The organism is Mycobacterium sp. SA01 (assembly GCF_041287105.1).
Classification (GTDB): Bacteria; Actinomycetota; Actinomycetes; order Mycobacteriales; family Mycobacteriaceae; genus Mycobacterium.
The window spans coordinates 86,853-101,594 of the sequence record NZ_JBGGNO010000020.1; the positions used below are offsets into that span (position 1 = coordinate 86,853).

11 protein-coding genes are annotated in these 14,742 nt (G+C 68.3%); 6 read left to right on the forward strand and 5 right to left on the reverse strand.

Annotated elements, in window-relative coordinates:
• Positions 1–4 precede the first annotated feature (4 nt).
• The 3 genes from AB4879_RS19570 to rfbA are packed head-to-tail and all read left to right on the forward strand — an operon-like array spanning position 5 to position 2,034.
• Positions 5–769: a maleylpyruvate isomerase family mycothiol-dependent enzyme gene (locus tag AB4879_RS19570; RefSeq protein WP_370508911.1), complete on the forward strand. Its 765-nt coding sequence runs from the start codon at positions 5–7 to the stop codon at positions 767–769.
• 18 nt (positions 770–787) lie between these two features.
• On the forward strand, positions 788–1,162 hold the full coding sequence (locus AB4879_RS19575; RefSeq protein ID WP_370508912.1) for a nuclear transport factor 2 family protein: 375 nt from the start codon (positions 788–790) through the stop codon (positions 1,160–1,162).
• Between the two features lie 5 nt (positions 1,163–1,167).
• Positions 1,168–2,034, forward strand: coding sequence for a glucose-1-phosphate thymidylyltransferase RfbA (gene rfbA / locus AB4879_RS19580; RefSeq protein WP_102805081.1), 867 nt, complete (start codon positions 1,168–1,170; stop codon positions 2,032–2,034).
• On the opposite strand, the gene AB4879_RS19585 is transcribed toward rfbA, so the two are convergent.
• Together AB4879_RS19585 and AB4879_RS19590 are read right to left on the reverse strand one after the other, a co-directional pair.
• Positions 1,985–3,229 carry a YibE/F family protein gene (locus AB4879_RS19585; protein WP_370508913.1) on the reverse strand — a complete coding sequence of 415 codons (1,245 nt, stop codon included), beginning with the start codon at positions 3,227–3,229 and terminating at the stop codon, positions 1,985–1,987. The two genes, rfbA and AB4879_RS19585, sit on opposite strands and share 50 nt — an antisense overlap.
• A gap of 31 nt (positions 3,230–3,260) precedes the next feature.
• Positions 3,261–4,526 (reverse strand): pyridoxal phosphate-dependent aminotransferase, encoded by a 1,266-nt coding sequence (locus tag AB4879_RS19590; protein WP_102805082.1) that lies wholly within the window; start codon positions 4,524–4,526, stop codon positions 3,261–3,263.
• A 221-nt stretch (positions 4,527–4,747) separates the two neighbouring features.
• On the opposite strand from AB4879_RS19590, the gene AB4879_RS19595 reads away from it, so the two are divergent.
• Positions 4,748–5,149 carry a hypothetical protein gene (locus AB4879_RS19595; protein ID WP_370508914.1) on the forward strand — a complete coding sequence of 134 codons (402 nt, stop codon included), beginning with the start codon at positions 4,748–4,750 and terminating at the stop codon, positions 5,147–5,149.
• Positions 5,150–5,218: 69 nt separating this feature from the next.
• Here the strand turns inward: AB4879_RS19595 and AB4879_RS19600 are convergent, their stop codons facing one another.
• The 3 genes from AB4879_RS19600 to AB4879_RS19610 all read right to left on the reverse strand — a co-directional run bounded on the left by AB4879_RS19600 (position 5,219) and on the right by AB4879_RS19610 (position 12,776).
• Complete coding sequence (locus tag AB4879_RS19600) at positions 5,219–8,230, reverse strand: heterodisulfide reductase-related iron-sulfur binding cluster (RefSeq protein ID WP_370508915.1); 3,012 nt, start codon at positions 8,228–8,230, stop codon at positions 5,219–5,221.
• A 149-nt stretch (positions 8,231–8,379) separates the two neighbouring features.
• Entirely contained in the window at positions 8,380–10,866 is a 2,487-nt protein-coding gene (gene iniR, locus AB4879_RS19605) for an isoniazid response ATPase/transcriptional regulator IniR (protein WP_370508916.1), read from the reverse strand.
• A 5-nt stretch (positions 10,867–10,871) separates the two neighbouring features.
• Positions 10,872–12,776 carry an Hsp70 family protein gene (locus tag AB4879_RS19610; RefSeq protein WP_370508917.1) on the reverse strand — a complete coding sequence of 635 codons (1,905 nt, stop codon included), beginning with the start codon at positions 12,774–12,776 and terminating at the stop codon, positions 10,872–10,874.
• A gap of 204 nt (positions 12,777–12,980) precedes the next feature.
• On the opposite strand from AB4879_RS19610, the gene AB4879_RS19615 reads away from it, so the two are divergent.
• Positions 12,981–13,535: an Rv0340 family IniB-related protein gene (locus tag AB4879_RS19615; RefSeq protein WP_370508918.1), complete on the forward strand. Its 555-nt coding sequence runs from the start codon at positions 12,981–12,983 to the stop codon at positions 13,533–13,535.
• 217 nt (positions 13,536–13,752) lie between these two features.
• Entirely contained in the window at positions 13,753–14,736 is a 984-nt protein-coding gene (locus tag AB4879_RS19620; RefSeq protein WP_370508919.1) for an IniB N-terminal domain-containing protein, read from the forward strand.
• Positions 14,737–14,742 lie beyond the last annotated feature (6 nt).

Consider the following 14,742-nt stretch of genomic DNA (forward strand, 5'->3'; position numbering starts at 1 on the left):
CTTCGTGGACTTCACAACAGCCCTGATTGCCGAAAACGCCGCGCTCGCCGACCTTCTCCGTGACGCCGACCTGTCGACCCCGGTGCCGACCTGCCCGGAGTGGACGCTCGAGCAGTTGATGCGCCATGTCGGGCGCGGCGACCGCTGGTGCGCCCAGATCGTCGCCGAGCAGTCGACGGACTTCATCGACCCGCGCACGGTCGACGGTGGCAAGCCCCCGGCCGGCCGCGACAACGAGATCGCCTGGCTGCAGGCCGGTCCGCAGCAACTCATCGACGCTGTTGCCGCCACCGGCGCCGAGACCCCGGTGTGGACATTCCTGGGCCCGCGGCCGGCCGCGTGGTGGATCCGGCGGCGCCTGCACGAGGCGGTGGTTCATCGCGCCGACGCCGCCATCGCGCTCGGCGTCGAGTTCGAGGTCGAGCCCGCCGTAGCGGCGGACGCGATCAGCGAATGGCTGGAGAGGTGTGAGGAGCGTGCGAACGAGGAGGGTCCCGCCGGCGGCGACCGGCCGGTGGCCGATGAACACTCGCTGCATCTGCACGCGACCGACCCCGGCCTCGGGGAGGCCAGGGAGTGGACCATCCTCGGGCGTCCTGACGGCATCGCCGTCGAACAGGGCCACGGCAAGGCCACGGTCGCGCTGCGCGGCCCGGCGCGCGACCTGCTGCTGGCCGTCGTGCGCCGTCGCAGCGCCGCCGAGCAAGGCCTGGAGGTCTTCGGCGACGCAGGTGTCTGGGACACCTGGCTGGCACGCACGCCCTTCTAGACCGGTAGTTTTAGCCAAATGAGCACTTCAGAGATCGCCACCGTGCTGGCCTGGCACGACGCGTTGAGCACCTCCGACCTGGACACGCTGATCTCGCTGTCCAGCGACGACATCGAGATCGGTGACGCCGACGGCGCCGCGCAGGGCCATGCCGCGCTGAGGGACTGGGCGCAGCGCGTGGCGGCGAAAGTCGAGGTGGGCCAGATCTACTACCGCGACGGCGTCGTCGTCGTGCAAGAGCGGCTGACCTCGAATACCGACCCGTCCGAGGTGGGCAATACGGCCGCGGCGTTCCGGGTGGTGCACGACCACGTCACCTCGGTGTTCCGCCACGACGACCTGGCAGCGGCTCTGGCGGCCACCGAGATGTCCGACGAAGACCTGCAGGTCTGACCGACTTGCGCGGGATCATCCTGGCCGGTGGGTCGGGGACGCGGCTGTATCCGATCACTCAAGGTGTCAGTAAGCAGCTGCTGCCCGTCTACGACAAGCCGATGATCTACTACCCGCTGTCCACGCTGTTGATGGCGGGCATCCGCGACATCCTGGTGATCACCACCGGCCACGACGCCCCGGCGTTCCACCGCCTGCTCGGCGACGGCTCCCAACTCGGCATCACCATCAGCTACGCCGTGCAGGACCGGCCCGACGGGCTCGCCCAGGCGTTCCTGATCGGCGCCGAACACATCGGCACCGGATCCGTCGCACTTGTGCTGGGCGACAACATCTTCTACGGCCCCGGCGTCGGCACCAGCCTCAGCCGCTTCCGCGATCTGCAGGGGGCGGCGATCTTCGCCTACCGGGTGGCCGACCCGACCGCGTACGGCGTCGTCGAATTCGCCCCCGACGGCACCGCGCTGTCCTTGGAGGAGAAGCCGGCCGCACCCAAGTCGAGCTACGCCGTGCCGGGGCTGTACTTCTACGACAACGACGTCATCGAGATCGCGCGCGGGCTGCGGCCGTCACCGCGCGGCGAGCTGGAGATCACCGAGGTCAACCAGACCTACCTGGACCAGGGCCGGCTGACGGTCGAGGTACTGCCCCGCGGCAGCGCATGGCTGGACACTGGAACCTTCGATTCGCTCTTGGACGCAAGCGATTTCGTGCGCACCATCGAATATCGCCAAGGGCTCAAGGTGTCCTGCCCTGAAGAGGTGGCCTGGCGGATGGGTTTCATCGACGACGAGCAGCTGGCCAAACGCGCTGCGGCCCTGGTCAAGTCGGGCTATGGCGGCTACCTGATGAAACTGCTGGACCAGGGGTAGCAAGCACCGCGGCGATCGCGGTGGTCAGCGGCACCGACAACGCCAGCGCGATACCGCCGACCGCCGACCGCGCGATCTCGATCGCGACGCTCTCACTGGTCAGCACATCCGACAGCGAGCGGTTGGCCACACTGAATAACAGCAGCAGCGGCAGGGAACTGCCGGCATAGGCCAGCACCAGCGTGTACACCGTGCTGGCGATGTGATCGCTGCCGATCCGCATGGCGCTGAGGAAGATCTGCTTGCGTGAACCGTGGCCCGAGTGGGCCAGCTCGAACACCGCCGAGGCCTGGGTGATCGTCACGTCGTTGAGCACGCCCAGTGAGCCGATGATGAATCCGGCCAGCAGCAAGCCCTGGATGGATACGTGCCCCATGTAGGCGGCGACCTCGTTGTTCCGGTCCTCCGAAAGCCCGGTCAGGTGTGCGAGTTCGATTGCCGCCCAGGACAAGCCACCGGCCAACAACATTGCGGTCAACGTGCCGAGCAGAGCGGCGCTGGTACGCAGGCTGATGCCGTGCGCCAAATAGATGACGGCGTAGAGGATCGCCGCTGAGGCCACCAGCGCCAGCGGTACCGCGGGGGCGCCGTCCCGCAAGGCCGGAAGCAGGAAGACCACCAGAACCACGAAGGCCACGACGATCCCGACCAGGGCGCGAAGTCCGCGCCAGCGGGCGACCGCCACGATCACAATCGCGAACACCGCCGCCAGGGCTATCAGCGGCCAGGTGCGTTCGTAGTCGTAGAACCCATAGCTGGTCGCACCCTGCTGGTCGACCTGCCGGAAAATCCGAATCGAATCGCCTGCCAACAGGTTTGGCTGACCCGGGCCGGGCGAGAACTCCAACATCGTCGACGCACCCCGGTTGGGTCCGCTGTCGATCGTCACCACGGTCTGCACACAGGTGCCGCTGCCCGCGACGCCCGGTGCCGGGGCTGCGGTGAGCACCTGGCCCGCCGACGGGCTGCCGCAGTCGGCCAGGCTGCTGGACGTCACGTGACCGCCCTCGGTGGTGACCGCACCACCCGCGCTGTTCTGGAACGGCAGCGGGATGTCCGCCTTCGACCCGCTCGGCCACAGCAGCGCCGCGCCGATCACCACCGCGAGACCGATCACGGCCAGCAGTATCACGACGATGCGGGCCGCCAGAGGACTCAGCGGCGCCGGGCCGGTGTGCGAATGCGAATGCGCCACCCGGACAGGGTAGAGGCGTTGACCTGAAGAGTTACTGCCGGTAGCCGGACAGAAAGTTGCCCAGCCGTTCGATGGCGTTACTCAGATCGCGCGCCCACGGCAGAGTCACGATTCGCAGATGATCGGGTGCCGGCCAGTTGAAGCCGGTGCCCTGGGTGACCAGGATCTTCTCCTGCAAAAGCAGATCCAGCACCAGCTGCTCGTCGTCATGGATGTCATGAACCTCGGGGTCGAGCCGCGGGAACGCGTACAGCGCACCGGTGGGCTTGACGCAGGACACCCCGGGGATCTCGTTGAGCTTGCTCCAGGCCACGTCACGCTGCTCGAGCAGGCGGCCACCCGGCAGGACCAGGTCGTCGATGCTCTGGTGACCGCCCAGTGCCACCTGAATGGCATGCTGCGCAGGCACATTCGGGCACAGGCGCATGTTGGCCAGCAGGCTGATGCCTTCGATGAAGCTGCTGGCGTGTTCCTTGGGGCCGGTGATGATCAGCCAGCCGGAGCGGTAGCCGGCCACTCGGTAGGCCTTGGACAACCCGTTGAACGTCAATGTCAGCAGATCCGGCGCCAGCGTGGCCAGGCTGATGTGCTTGGCCTCGTCGTACAGGATCTTGTCGTAGATCTCGTCGGCGAGCAGCAGCAGTTGATGCTTGCGTGCCAATTCGACCATCTGCTCGAGGACTTCGCGGCTGTACACCGCGCCGGTGGGATTGTTCGGGTTGATCACCACGAGCGCCTTGGTGCGGTCGGTGATCTTGGACTCCAGGTCGGCGACGTCGGGCATCCAGCCGTTGGTCTCGTCGCAGAGGTAGTGCACGGGGGTGCCGCCGGCGAGTGCGGTCGATGCAGTCCACAGCGGGTAGTCGGGTGCGGGGATGAGCACCTGGTCGCCGTTGTCGAGCAGCGCCTGCAGCGTCATCGTGATGAGCTCGGAGACACCGTTGCCGAGGTAGACGTCGTCGATGTCGAAGCGGGGAAAGCCCTCGACCAGCTCGTAGCGGGTGAACACCGCACGGCGGGCGCTGGGGATGCCTTTGGAGTCGGAGTAGCCCTGGGCGTCGGGCAGGGCGGCGATCATGTCGCGCATGATCACGTCGGGTGCCTCGAAGCCGAACGGAGCGGGGTTGCCGATGTTGAGCTTGAGGATGCGATGACCCTCGTTCTCCAGCCGGTTGGCGTGCTCATGGATCGGCCCGCGGATCTCGTAGAGAACGTCCTGCAGCTTGGTGGACTGCGTGAACGTACGTTGCCGAGGGTGCTGGCTGGTGCCGTGCCACGGTAACTGGTGCGTACTCACCGGTTAAGTGTCCCATTGGTATGCAACTTGGTTTCCCTTGTGCCGTTTTGTGCCTTTGCTGTGACGTGAGAAGTCACGGTTCGAATTCAATTGTGGGACGCCTCGGACACAACTGTGATTTCGCTGAACAGCAGCAGTGATTGCCGGGTGAATCGGCTGCTAACTTGGGGCTTCACGACCGACGGCACAAAGGGATGAACGTGAAGATCGCACGCACTTCTATGACTGCTGCTGCCGCAGCGGCGGTTACCGCGCTGGGATTTGCTGTTTCCGCGTCTGCCGATCCGGCACTGATAAATGGAACGTACGCCGTCCGCGGCGGCGACGACGGCGCTGTGGTGACGGCCTCGTCGAGTTGTCCTGCAGCCGTCAACGGCTGTACCGCCAATCTCAGCAGCACCTTGGGCTGGACCAGCGTCGCGACCTTCACGGATGGCCGGTGGAACTTCACGGTGACCAAGCCCGACGGCGTGGTGTGCGACGACGGCAGCTATGCGCCCGTCCGCATCGCCTACTCGGTCGATGCCGCGACGATGACCGGCACGGTGACAGCCGACTCCAACGGTGACTGCCCGGGCGGACAGATCACCCAGGCACCCTTCCAGCTGATCAAGGTCGGCTGAGCGTCGCCGAGGCTGTAGTTATCGACGAGATGTTCGAGAAACGGTGTCGATAACTACAGCCTCGTTGGACTAGCGCTTGCCCGGCGGCCGGGCGCCCCTGGCGATGCCGAGGCCCTTCACCGGAGGCTGCTCCGCCTTCGGGGCTTCCTCTTTCGGCTCCTCGGCCTTGGGCTCAGCTGCTGCGGCCGCCTCGGGTGCCGACGGTTCAGCCGGGGCTTCAGCCGAAGCAGGCGTCGCGGCCGGAGCGGACTTCTTGGCGCCGGGTCGCTTGGCGCCCGCGGCGATGCCGAGTCCCTTGACCGGCGGCTCGGCCTTGGCCGGCGCCTCAGCCGCGGGGGCTTCGGCAGGTGCCTCGGCGGGAGCAGCAGCCGGTGCCGCGGCAGCAGGTGCGGCGGCCGCCGACTTCTTGGCGCCGGGTCGCTTGGCGCCCGACGCGATGCCGAGCCCCTTGACGGGCGCTTCAGCAACCGGTGCGGCAGCAGGTGCCTCGGCGGCGGGAGCGGCGGTCGACGCCTCCGCGGCCGGTGCGGCCGCTGCGGACTTCTTGGCACCCGGTCGCTTTGCCCCGCCGGCGATGCCGAGTCCCTTGACGGGCTGAGCGGCCGGAGCTTCGGCAGCGGGAGCTTCATCGGCGGCCTTCTTGGCACCGGGGCGCTTGGCGCCGCCCGCGATACCAAGCCCCTTGACCGGCGCGGCCTCCTTGGCCGGTGCCGACGGCGCGGCCGCGGCAGGCTCGGACGCCGGAGCCGCCTCGGGCTCGGGCTTCGGCGCGGGAGGTGCCTGCGCCGGTGCCGCAGCGGCGGCAGCCTCGGCCTCTCGTGCGGCCGTGCCCTTCTCCGGCAGCGTGACACTGCTCAGATCCAGCGAGCCAAGCAGCAGCTGGGCGACGTCGAGCACCTCGACCTCGTCGGCCTTCTCGCGGTCGCCGACACCGTCGGTGATCATCACGCGGCAGAACGGGCAGCCGGTGGCGATCTTGGCCGGATCCAGCGTCAGCGCCTCGTCGACGCGTTCGTGGTTCACGCGCTTACCGATGTGCTCTTCCATCCACATCCGCGCGCCGCCGGCGCCGCAGCACAGGCCGCGATCGGCGTGCCGCGGCATTTCCTTCAACGTCACGCCCGAGGCGTCGATGAGTTCACGCGGTGCGTCGTAGACCTTGTTGTGCCGGCCCAGGTAGCAGGGGTCGTGGTAGGTGACATTGGCTCCGCCATCGACAGCCTTGACCGGGACCAGCTTCTTGTCGCGCACCAGGCGGTTGAGCAGCTGGGTGTGGTGGACCACGGTGTAGTTGCCGCCGACCTGCGGGTATTCGCGGCCGAGGGTGTTGAAGCAGTGCGGGCACGTCACGACGATCTTGCGGTCGACCCGCTCGACGCCCTCGAACAGATCGTTCAGCGTCTCGACGTTCTGCGCGGCCAGCTGCTGGAACAGGAACTCGTTGCCGGATCGGCGAGCCGAGTCGCCGTTGCAGGTTTCGCCATCGCCGAGAACCAGGAACTTCACGCCGGCCGCGGCCAGCAGTTCGGCCACGGCCTTCGTGGTCTTCTTGGCGCGATCCTCATAGGCGCCCGCGCAACCAACCCAGAACAGGTACTCGAAGCCGGCGAACGACTCGACATCCTTGCCGTAGACGGGGATGTCGAACTCGACCTCGTCGATCCAGGTGAGGCGCTCCTTGGCGTTCTGACCCCACGGATTGCCCTTGGCCTCAAGGTTCTTGTAGAGCACGCCGAGTTCGCCGGGGAACTCCGACTCCATCATCACCTGGTAGCGGCGCATATCGACGATGTGGTCGATGTGCTCGATGTCCACCGGGCACTGCTCGACGCACGCACCGCAGGTGGTGCACGACCACAGCACGTCGGGATCGATCACGCCGAGCTGTTCGGCGGTACCCACCAGCGGGCGGGTCGCCTGCGCCGGGCCGGAGCCCAGCACCCGCTCGAAGCCGGACTCGGGAACGTGGTCGTGCGCGTCGTGCTTGGTCTCGACGAAACCGCCCTCAGCGGAGGCGAATTGTTCGGCCTCGTTCTCGCCAGTGGGGATCGGCTTGCCGCCGATGATGTACGGCGCCTTCGCGAACAGATGATCGCGCAGGTTCATGATCACGAGCTTGGGCGACAACGGCTTTCCGGTGTTCCACGCCGGGCACTGCGACTGGCAGCGACCACACTCGGTACACGTGGTGAGGTCGAGGTAGCCCTTCCAGGTGAAGTCCTCGATCTTTCCGCGGCCGAGAACCGCGTCTTCAGCGGGATCCTCGAAGTTGATCGGCTCGCCCTTGTACTCGACGGGCAGCAGCGGGCCCAGGCCGTTGGGCAGCCGCTTGAACGTGACGTTGATCGGGGCCAGGCCGATATGGAGGTGCTTGGAGTGCAGCACGATCAGCAGGAAGGCCAGCATCACGCCGATGTGGCCCATCAGCGCGATGGTTTCGATCCACACGTTGGCGGTATGGCCCAGTGGCGCCAGCGCTGCGGCCATGCCGTGCGAGAAGAACGCACCCCAGCCGTAGGGGAACGCCTCACCGAGGGCGTTGACCGAGGCGCCGCGGAAGAACGCGTAGGTCAGGATGACCAGGAAAATCATCAGCAGGATCAGCCAGGCTCCGCCGGTGTGCGAGCCGTAGAACCGGGAGTCGCGACCGTATTCCTTCGGCTCGGAGCGCAACCGGATGATCGAGAAGACGACGATGCCGAGAAGCACCGCGACAGCGAAGAAGTCCTGCAGGAAGCCCAGCGCATTCCACCTGCCGACCAACGGGATGTGGAATTCGGGGTTGAAGAGGACGCCGTACGCCTCGAGGTACACCGTCGCCAGGATGAAGAAGCCCCACATCGTGAAGAAGTGGGCGATACCGGGGATGGACCACTTCAGCAGCTTCTTCTGGCCGAAGACTTCGGTGAACTGCGCTTTGATGCGGTCCGGGATGTTGTCCTTGCGGCCGCTCTCGTCGCTGATCGGTTGACCGGACCGGATCAGGTGGGTGAGGAACAAGACGCGCCGTGCGGCAAACACCAACACGACGGCGGTGGCCAGCAGGCCGATGATCAGTCGACCCCAGTCGAGAGCGGTCACGGACAGCCTCCCTGTCGTAAGTTACCCAATAGTAACTTAAGTTAAGTTACCAATCGGTAACTTAACTTCAATCCAGCTCATAGTTGCATCTCGGCATTTGGCGCCGCTACAAAGGCTGTCCTAACTAGGGCTGCGCGCGGCTGTGGGTCTCAGCTCTGCGGCGACAGAATCGCCCGAAGCATCGACAGCATTTCCGAACGGGACTCCGCGCCGAGACGACGCCGGATCCTGGCGACGTGGTGTTCGACGGTCTTCGCGGAGATGAACAGCTGCGCGCCGATATCGCGGTAAGGCATGCCCAGCAACAGCAGTTCGGCCACCTCGCGCTCGCGATCCGACAGCGGGGATGACGCCTGTCGTGCGCCCGCGGGTGTGGGCCCCGACGCCTCGGACACTAGCGGCTGCCGGCCGTCCTCGCCCCCGCTGTCGCCGGCTGAGAGTTTCAGGTCGCGGGCGACCTGCAGCATCAGTCCCGACACCTTGGGGTCGGAGGTCTGCAGCGCCGCCTGACCGGCCAGCCGGGTGGCATCGGCAGTCAATCCGAACTGGGCCAGTCCGCGGGCGGCGGCGCCGACCTCGTCGCCCTCGACCTGGCCGGCGAGCACCCGCAACCAGGTCCGGCCGGCCACGGCCAGCGCCTTGGCGAACGGGCTGTGCGCCGCGGCGGCGGTCAGCGCCTGCCCATGCGGGGCCACCGCGGCCGGATCGCCGGCCAGGATCCCGGCGTGCACGCCGGCCCAGCGCAGCGGCACCGACCAGGTGGGCGGATTGCCCAGCGACTCCAGCAGCCCGAACGCCTGCTCGAGAGCGGGCGCCAGCCGGTCCTGCTGGCCGAGTCGTGCCGACGCCACCCACAGCTCACCCAGCGGCAGCAACGAGAACAGGTCGACCGAATACTCGGCCAACACCTCCATCGCGGCGTACCAGTGCTTCTGCAGGGCGCCAGCATCGCCGCCGCGGCGGGCGAGCGCGGTACGCAGTGCCGCCGTCCACAGCGCATCCCGACGATGCGTGCCGTCGAGTCCGGCGATGTCGGCGGCAGCAGCCGCGAATTGACCGTCCTGCATCTTGGTCCAGCCGAGCAGGAGGCAGTGCCGATGGCCGTACAGCGGTTCGTCGGCGTCCCGGTCGGCGCGCACCGCGCGGGCGATCACGCTGCGGGCACGGACCGGGTCACCGCCGTGCAGCGCGGCCAGCGTGACCAGAGCCGCCGGGCTGTCCGGAAGGACCTGGGCCGCCGAATACTCCGCGGCCATCGCCGCGCCGAGTTTGGTCGCCGCCGTCGAATACGGGCCCTGCACCGTCGCCAGCAGACCCTCGGCCAGCGTGCGCGCTGCGCGGGAGGCCGCGGTCGGGGGGCCCGCGCTGGGCACGGCCAGTGCGCGTTCGGCGCCGGCGGCATCGCCCGCCCCGGTGAGAACGATCGTCGCTGCCGCGCTCACCGATGTGTCCGGGTAGGGGCCGAGCCAGCCGAAGAGTTCGGAAGCCTGAGCCGAGTTGCCGTTGAGCATCGCGACACTGGCGGCCACCCGGACCGCCGCTGCTCGCTCGGCAGGATCGTCCGACGCCAAGAGACTGTCCGCTTCGCTTGCTGCTGCCGAGGATTCGCCGGCCAGAGCCAGCGCATCGGCCAGCTGTGCCCGCAGTTCGACCGCGCCGGCATCGACTGCGGCGCGCAGCAGAGCCGGGTCGGCGCGACCTGCGCCGGCCTGGCGGCGCAGGACCTCGGCCAGTTGTTCGTCCCGCACACCGTGTTCGGCCAACCGCAGCGCCAGGTCCGGCGACAGCGTGTTCATCGCGATCTGCGAGCGCAGCAGCGCGGTCTCGACGTCGTGGTGGCGCGCGTTGCCGAGAATCTGCGCGACGGCGCGGTGCACCGCGCGCAGGAAGTGCGGACTGTGCGCTGGTTCGATCAGTCCGGTGGCGCGGGCCCGATCGATCAGCAGCCTGGCCTCATCGGGCGAAACCTGAAGTGTCGCAGCCAGATCAGCGGCACCGAGGTCGCGGCTGAGCGAGGCGATCAGCAACGCGTCGAGGTCGGGTTCGGCGAGCCGGCGCAGCCGGTCGTTGAGCGCGAAGAGCGCAGCCTGTCCGATCGACGCCGCCGAGTACGGGCGAGGGGAGGCCAGCGCCGCGTCGACCAAAAACGGGATGCCCGCCGTCGCGACGACAATGCTCGTCACCAACTCGGTGCGCGGCGGATGGCCGGACGGGTCGGTCATCCGCCGGGATATCTCGGCAGATGTCATCGGGCCCAGGGCAATTCGAGGCCGCTCACGTTCGATCGCCGTCATCAACGCCTGCAGGTCCTCGTCGTGGTCGCGGGGCTGTACCGCCACCACGACGGTTGACGACGGATCCGCGGAAACCGCGGCGAGCCGCTGCAACTCGACCGCGGGCAGCAGGTGCGCGTCGTCGACCACCACGGCGGCATCGGTAGGGCCGCCGTCCGCCGGCGCACGGGTCACGACCGCGGAACCTGCGCCGCGCAGAGCCTCGCGCACCGCGCCGAGCAGCGTGCTTTTGCCCGTGCCGACCCCTCCGGTCACCAGCATCTTGACCGGCTCCGACCCCAGGACGCTGAGCGCCTCGTGGGCGGCCGGCGAAAGGTTTTGCACTGGAATCGAATCGGGCACCGGCGTTAGGCCCCCGGCGGCGACGTCACGCCAGTGATGATGTCGCGGGTGGTCGGCGGAGCGACCGTTGTGGTGATGGGCTTGACGGTGGTGGTCGGTGGCGGCTGCGTCGTCGTCGGCGGTTGGGTGGTGGTGGTCGGCGGCTGCGTGGTCGTGGTCGGCGGCTGGGTGGTGGTGGTCGTGGTGGTCGGCGGCGTGGTGGTGGTCGTAGTTGTCGTGGTGGTGGTTGTCGTGGTCGTCGTAGTGGTCGACGGTGTGGTCGTCGTGGTCGTGGTGGTGGGCGGGGTTGTCGTTGTCGTCGGGATCACCGTGGTGGTCGCCGGGATCGTCGACTCGGTGGGCTGCCCGTCGTTGCCGGTGATCGTGACCGTCTGCGGCGGAACGACACTCGTGACCGGCGCCTCGGTGGGATCGCCGGGTTTGGTGACCCGGGTGGTCGTGGTCGTCGGTGTGCTGTCCGCACTCGTGAGAGTGATCGCCAGTCCGCCGACCGCCACTGCCGCGAGCGCCGCGGCGATACCGAACAGCAGCGGAGGGCGCCGGTACCACGGCACCGGCGCGGCGACCAGTTCGGTCTGCTCGTCCGGCGGCTCGAACTCGACCATCGGGCGCATCCCGGTGGCCTGCGCCTGCTGGGCGTAATCGAAGGTGTAGTCCTCACCGGAATACGGCACCGGCTCCGCGCCGGGCGCATCGTCTTGCGACCAGGCCAGCGCGCGGAACGTCGCCGACGGCGAGCCGTCGGTGGCCGATTCGGTTGCGGCGGCTCCCGCAGTCCCGGCCGCCCACGCCGCCGGAGCCAGCCCGGTCGGTGCGTCGGCGGCGGCCACCGCCATCCCCGTCGGCGCATCCGGTGCGCCGCCGCGCGCGGCGATCACGGCCGATCCGATAGCCGCATTGAGACCCGGCAGCGGTGTGGTAATCACCGGAACGCGCAGTTCTTCGGAAAGCCGTTGCGTCAGAAGCGGTATCGCGGCGCCGCCGCCGACGGTGGCGACCGCGGCAAGGTTGGCGGCAGGGATCCTATTGCGCTCCAACACATCTCCGAGTGCGTCCAGGAAACCGGCGAGCGGCTCGGCGAGCAACGCCTCCAGTTCCGGGCGGGTGACCCGGATATCGGAGCGGAAGCCGGGCAGTTCGGCAGGTATGACCGTTGCGGTCTCCGAGGACAGCCGCTCCTTGGCCTGGCGACACTCGTCCCGCAGCCGGGTCAGCGCACCGACCGCATTGGTGCTGGCCGGGTCGACGTTGGCCTGATCGCGGATGCCGCCGAGCACCTGGGTCAGCAGGGCCTGGTCGAGATGGTCGCCGGAGAGGTCGGCGACGCGCACCGTCTCGCCGATCGGCTGCAGGTTGGCGCCGGCGTCGGCGAGGGTGATGTTGGCACCGCTGCCGCCGAAGTCACACAGGGCCACCACCCCTTGGGACGGAAGACCCGGATCGGCCTGCAGGGCGGCCAACGCGGCCGTCGCATCGGAAATCAGCGTCGGTGGAATACCGTTGGGGGACAGGGCAGGCCGGGTTCGCAGCGCGCCACGTAGAGCGCCGACCGCGCCGGCACCCCAGTACGCGGGGACCGCGACGACCACAGTGGAGGCCGGTGAGCCGTCGTCGGCGGCGCGGGCCATCGCCTCGAGCGCGTCGGCAATCAAGTCCTCGCCGCGATGCGGCGAACCGTCGGCGGCCACCAACGGCACCGGATCGCCCGCCCGCTCGACGAAGCCGCGGAACACCTGGCCGGCCTCGGTGAGATTCGGGCTGGTCAGCTCCGGGTTCTGGGAGGGCACACCGACTTCGGGGGGCCGGTTGTCCCACAACGTCAACACCGACCGGCGGGTCATCGGCTGGCGGCCTGGACGCGCCGCCGCCAGGTTGGTCGCTCCGATCGACAACCCCAGCGAGTCGCTCAATTCGCACATCCCTCCGTTGCCTGGCCGGCAGCCGTCATCACCATATCCCCTAATGCCTTCCGAACCCCTAAGGCTGCACCCCCTAACGGTGCCGCGGTTCGAGCGGCTTCGACACCGATCACGGCACGCGTGTCCGCCGATAACATTCTTGGCAGCAGCTGGGATTCCACTGTGACTATCGGTGGTAGGAGAGAAGGCGTTTCCATGGCAAATTCGTTGCTCGACTTCGTGATGTCGCTCGTGCGAGATCCCGACGCCGCCGCACGCTACGCCGCGGACCCGGGCGGCGCCATCGCCGACGCCCACCTGACCGATGTGACCAGCGCCGACGTCAACAACCTGATTCCGATGGTCGCCGACTCGCTGTCGGGCCCGCTCGCCGGAGCCGGCTTCGGCCCTGCGGCCGGCGCGGGCGACGGCAATGTGTGGGCGAGCGGAGCGGCGACGGCGGCATTCGACGCCTTCGATCACGTGCCCGCGGCCGCCACCGCGCCCGAGGTCCATTCGGTGATCACCGATGTCGCCCAGCACGCGGATCAGGCCCCGGGGTTGATCACCGATCTCGGTGTCGACCCCGGTGCCCTCAACCTGCCCGACACCGCGTCGCAGCTCGCCGACACCGTGCTCGACCACGGCGTCACCCCCGACGCAGGCCAGGAGTGGACGGATCCGTCCGCGTGGGATCACGGCCACGTCGACGACAACCATGGCGCCAGCCTCGCGGCGCCGGAAGACCACGCCGGCTTCGACTTGTTCTGATCCCCCGGCAAATCCCCACGTCCGCAGTGACGTGGGGATTTGTCGTTTCTGGAGCCTTCCCTAGGGACCCCCTAATCCCCTAGACCCCCACCCCTGACCGGCCCTAGTGGGGGCGTGGTGAAGAGGGGTTTCGGCCCCGTTTTCGCCGGACCGTCGCGTCCATAACGTGGTCTCCAGATCGCCGGAGTCACCGGCGAACACACCGAAAGGTCCGACCATGCTCTCTCTGCTCGACTGGATCCTTGACCTGTTCCGCAACGAGGACGCCGCACGTGCGTTCGTCGCCGCGCCGGAGCAGACCATGCGCGACGCCGGGTTCGCCGGTGTGTCCGCCGCTCAGGTGTCGACGCTGGCCGCCACCGCCGTTCCCGGCCTGGTGCTCGGCGGCGGCGACCCGGTTGTCGGCCTGCAGCGCGCGGTGTCCAACCAGTACGGCTTCGCGCCCGCCTACCAGCCGGTCTACGCGCCGTCACCGACCTTCGCGCCGCAGACCGACCTGGCCAGCCACAACGACACCTCGCTGCTGAGCCCGGACCAGAACGCCGGCGGCAACGCCCAGCAGGGTGGCTTCAACCTCGGCTTCGGCGACATCACCTTCGGCAACAAGACCACGAACACCGCCACCAATGGCGGCGTGGTGGTCGACGGCCACAACAAGGGCGACATCGTCAGCGGAGACGGCGCGGTCCTGGGCAACGGCAACGACGTGAACAACGGGCACGTGGTCGCCGGCACCGGCTCGAACGTCGCGATCGGCCACAGCCACATCCACGATGACGGCACCACCGCCACCGGCGGCAGCACCGTGATCAAGGACAACAGCGGCACAGTCCTGCACGACGTCGACGCCAGCGGTGGCAACGGCGGCGGAGCGTCGGCCGGCGGCAGCCTGATCGGCCTCGGCGGCGGGCACGCCTCCGGCGGCAGCGCAGGCGGCGGTGGCATCACGATCGTCGACAACCACCCGTCGACCAACAGCGGCAACACCGCCAGCTCGCCGGTCAACACCGCGACCCACACCACCACCACGGTGACCGACCACTCCGACAACTCGGTGCACTCGGTCGTCGACAGCTCGACACATGAGTCGTCCAGCCACTCGCTGTTCGATGCCGGTCACGACACCACGCTGGTGAACAGTCACCTCGACAACAGCCACGACATGGCGTTGGCGTCTGGCAATCACCTGCTGGGTTTGTAGAGCAAA

Bases quoted from the DNA above. Each gene is read 5' to 3' on its own strand.
- AB4879_RS19575 (WP_370508912.1), top strand. From the start codon at position 788: ATGAGCACTTCAGAGATCGCCACCGTGCTGGCCTGGCACGACGCGTTG.
- AB4879_RS19595 (WP_370508914.1), top strand. From the start codon at position 4,748: ATGACTGCTGCTGCCGCAGCGGCGGTTACCGCGCTGGGATTTGCTGTT.
- AB4879_RS19615 (WP_370508918.1), top strand. From the start codon at position 12,981: ATGGCAAATTCGTTGCTCGACTTCGTGATGTCGCTCGTGCGAGATCCC.
- AB4879_RS19620 (WP_370508919.1), top strand. From the start codon at position 13,753: ATGCTCTCTCTGCTCGACTGGATCCTTGACCTGTTCCGCAACGAGGAC.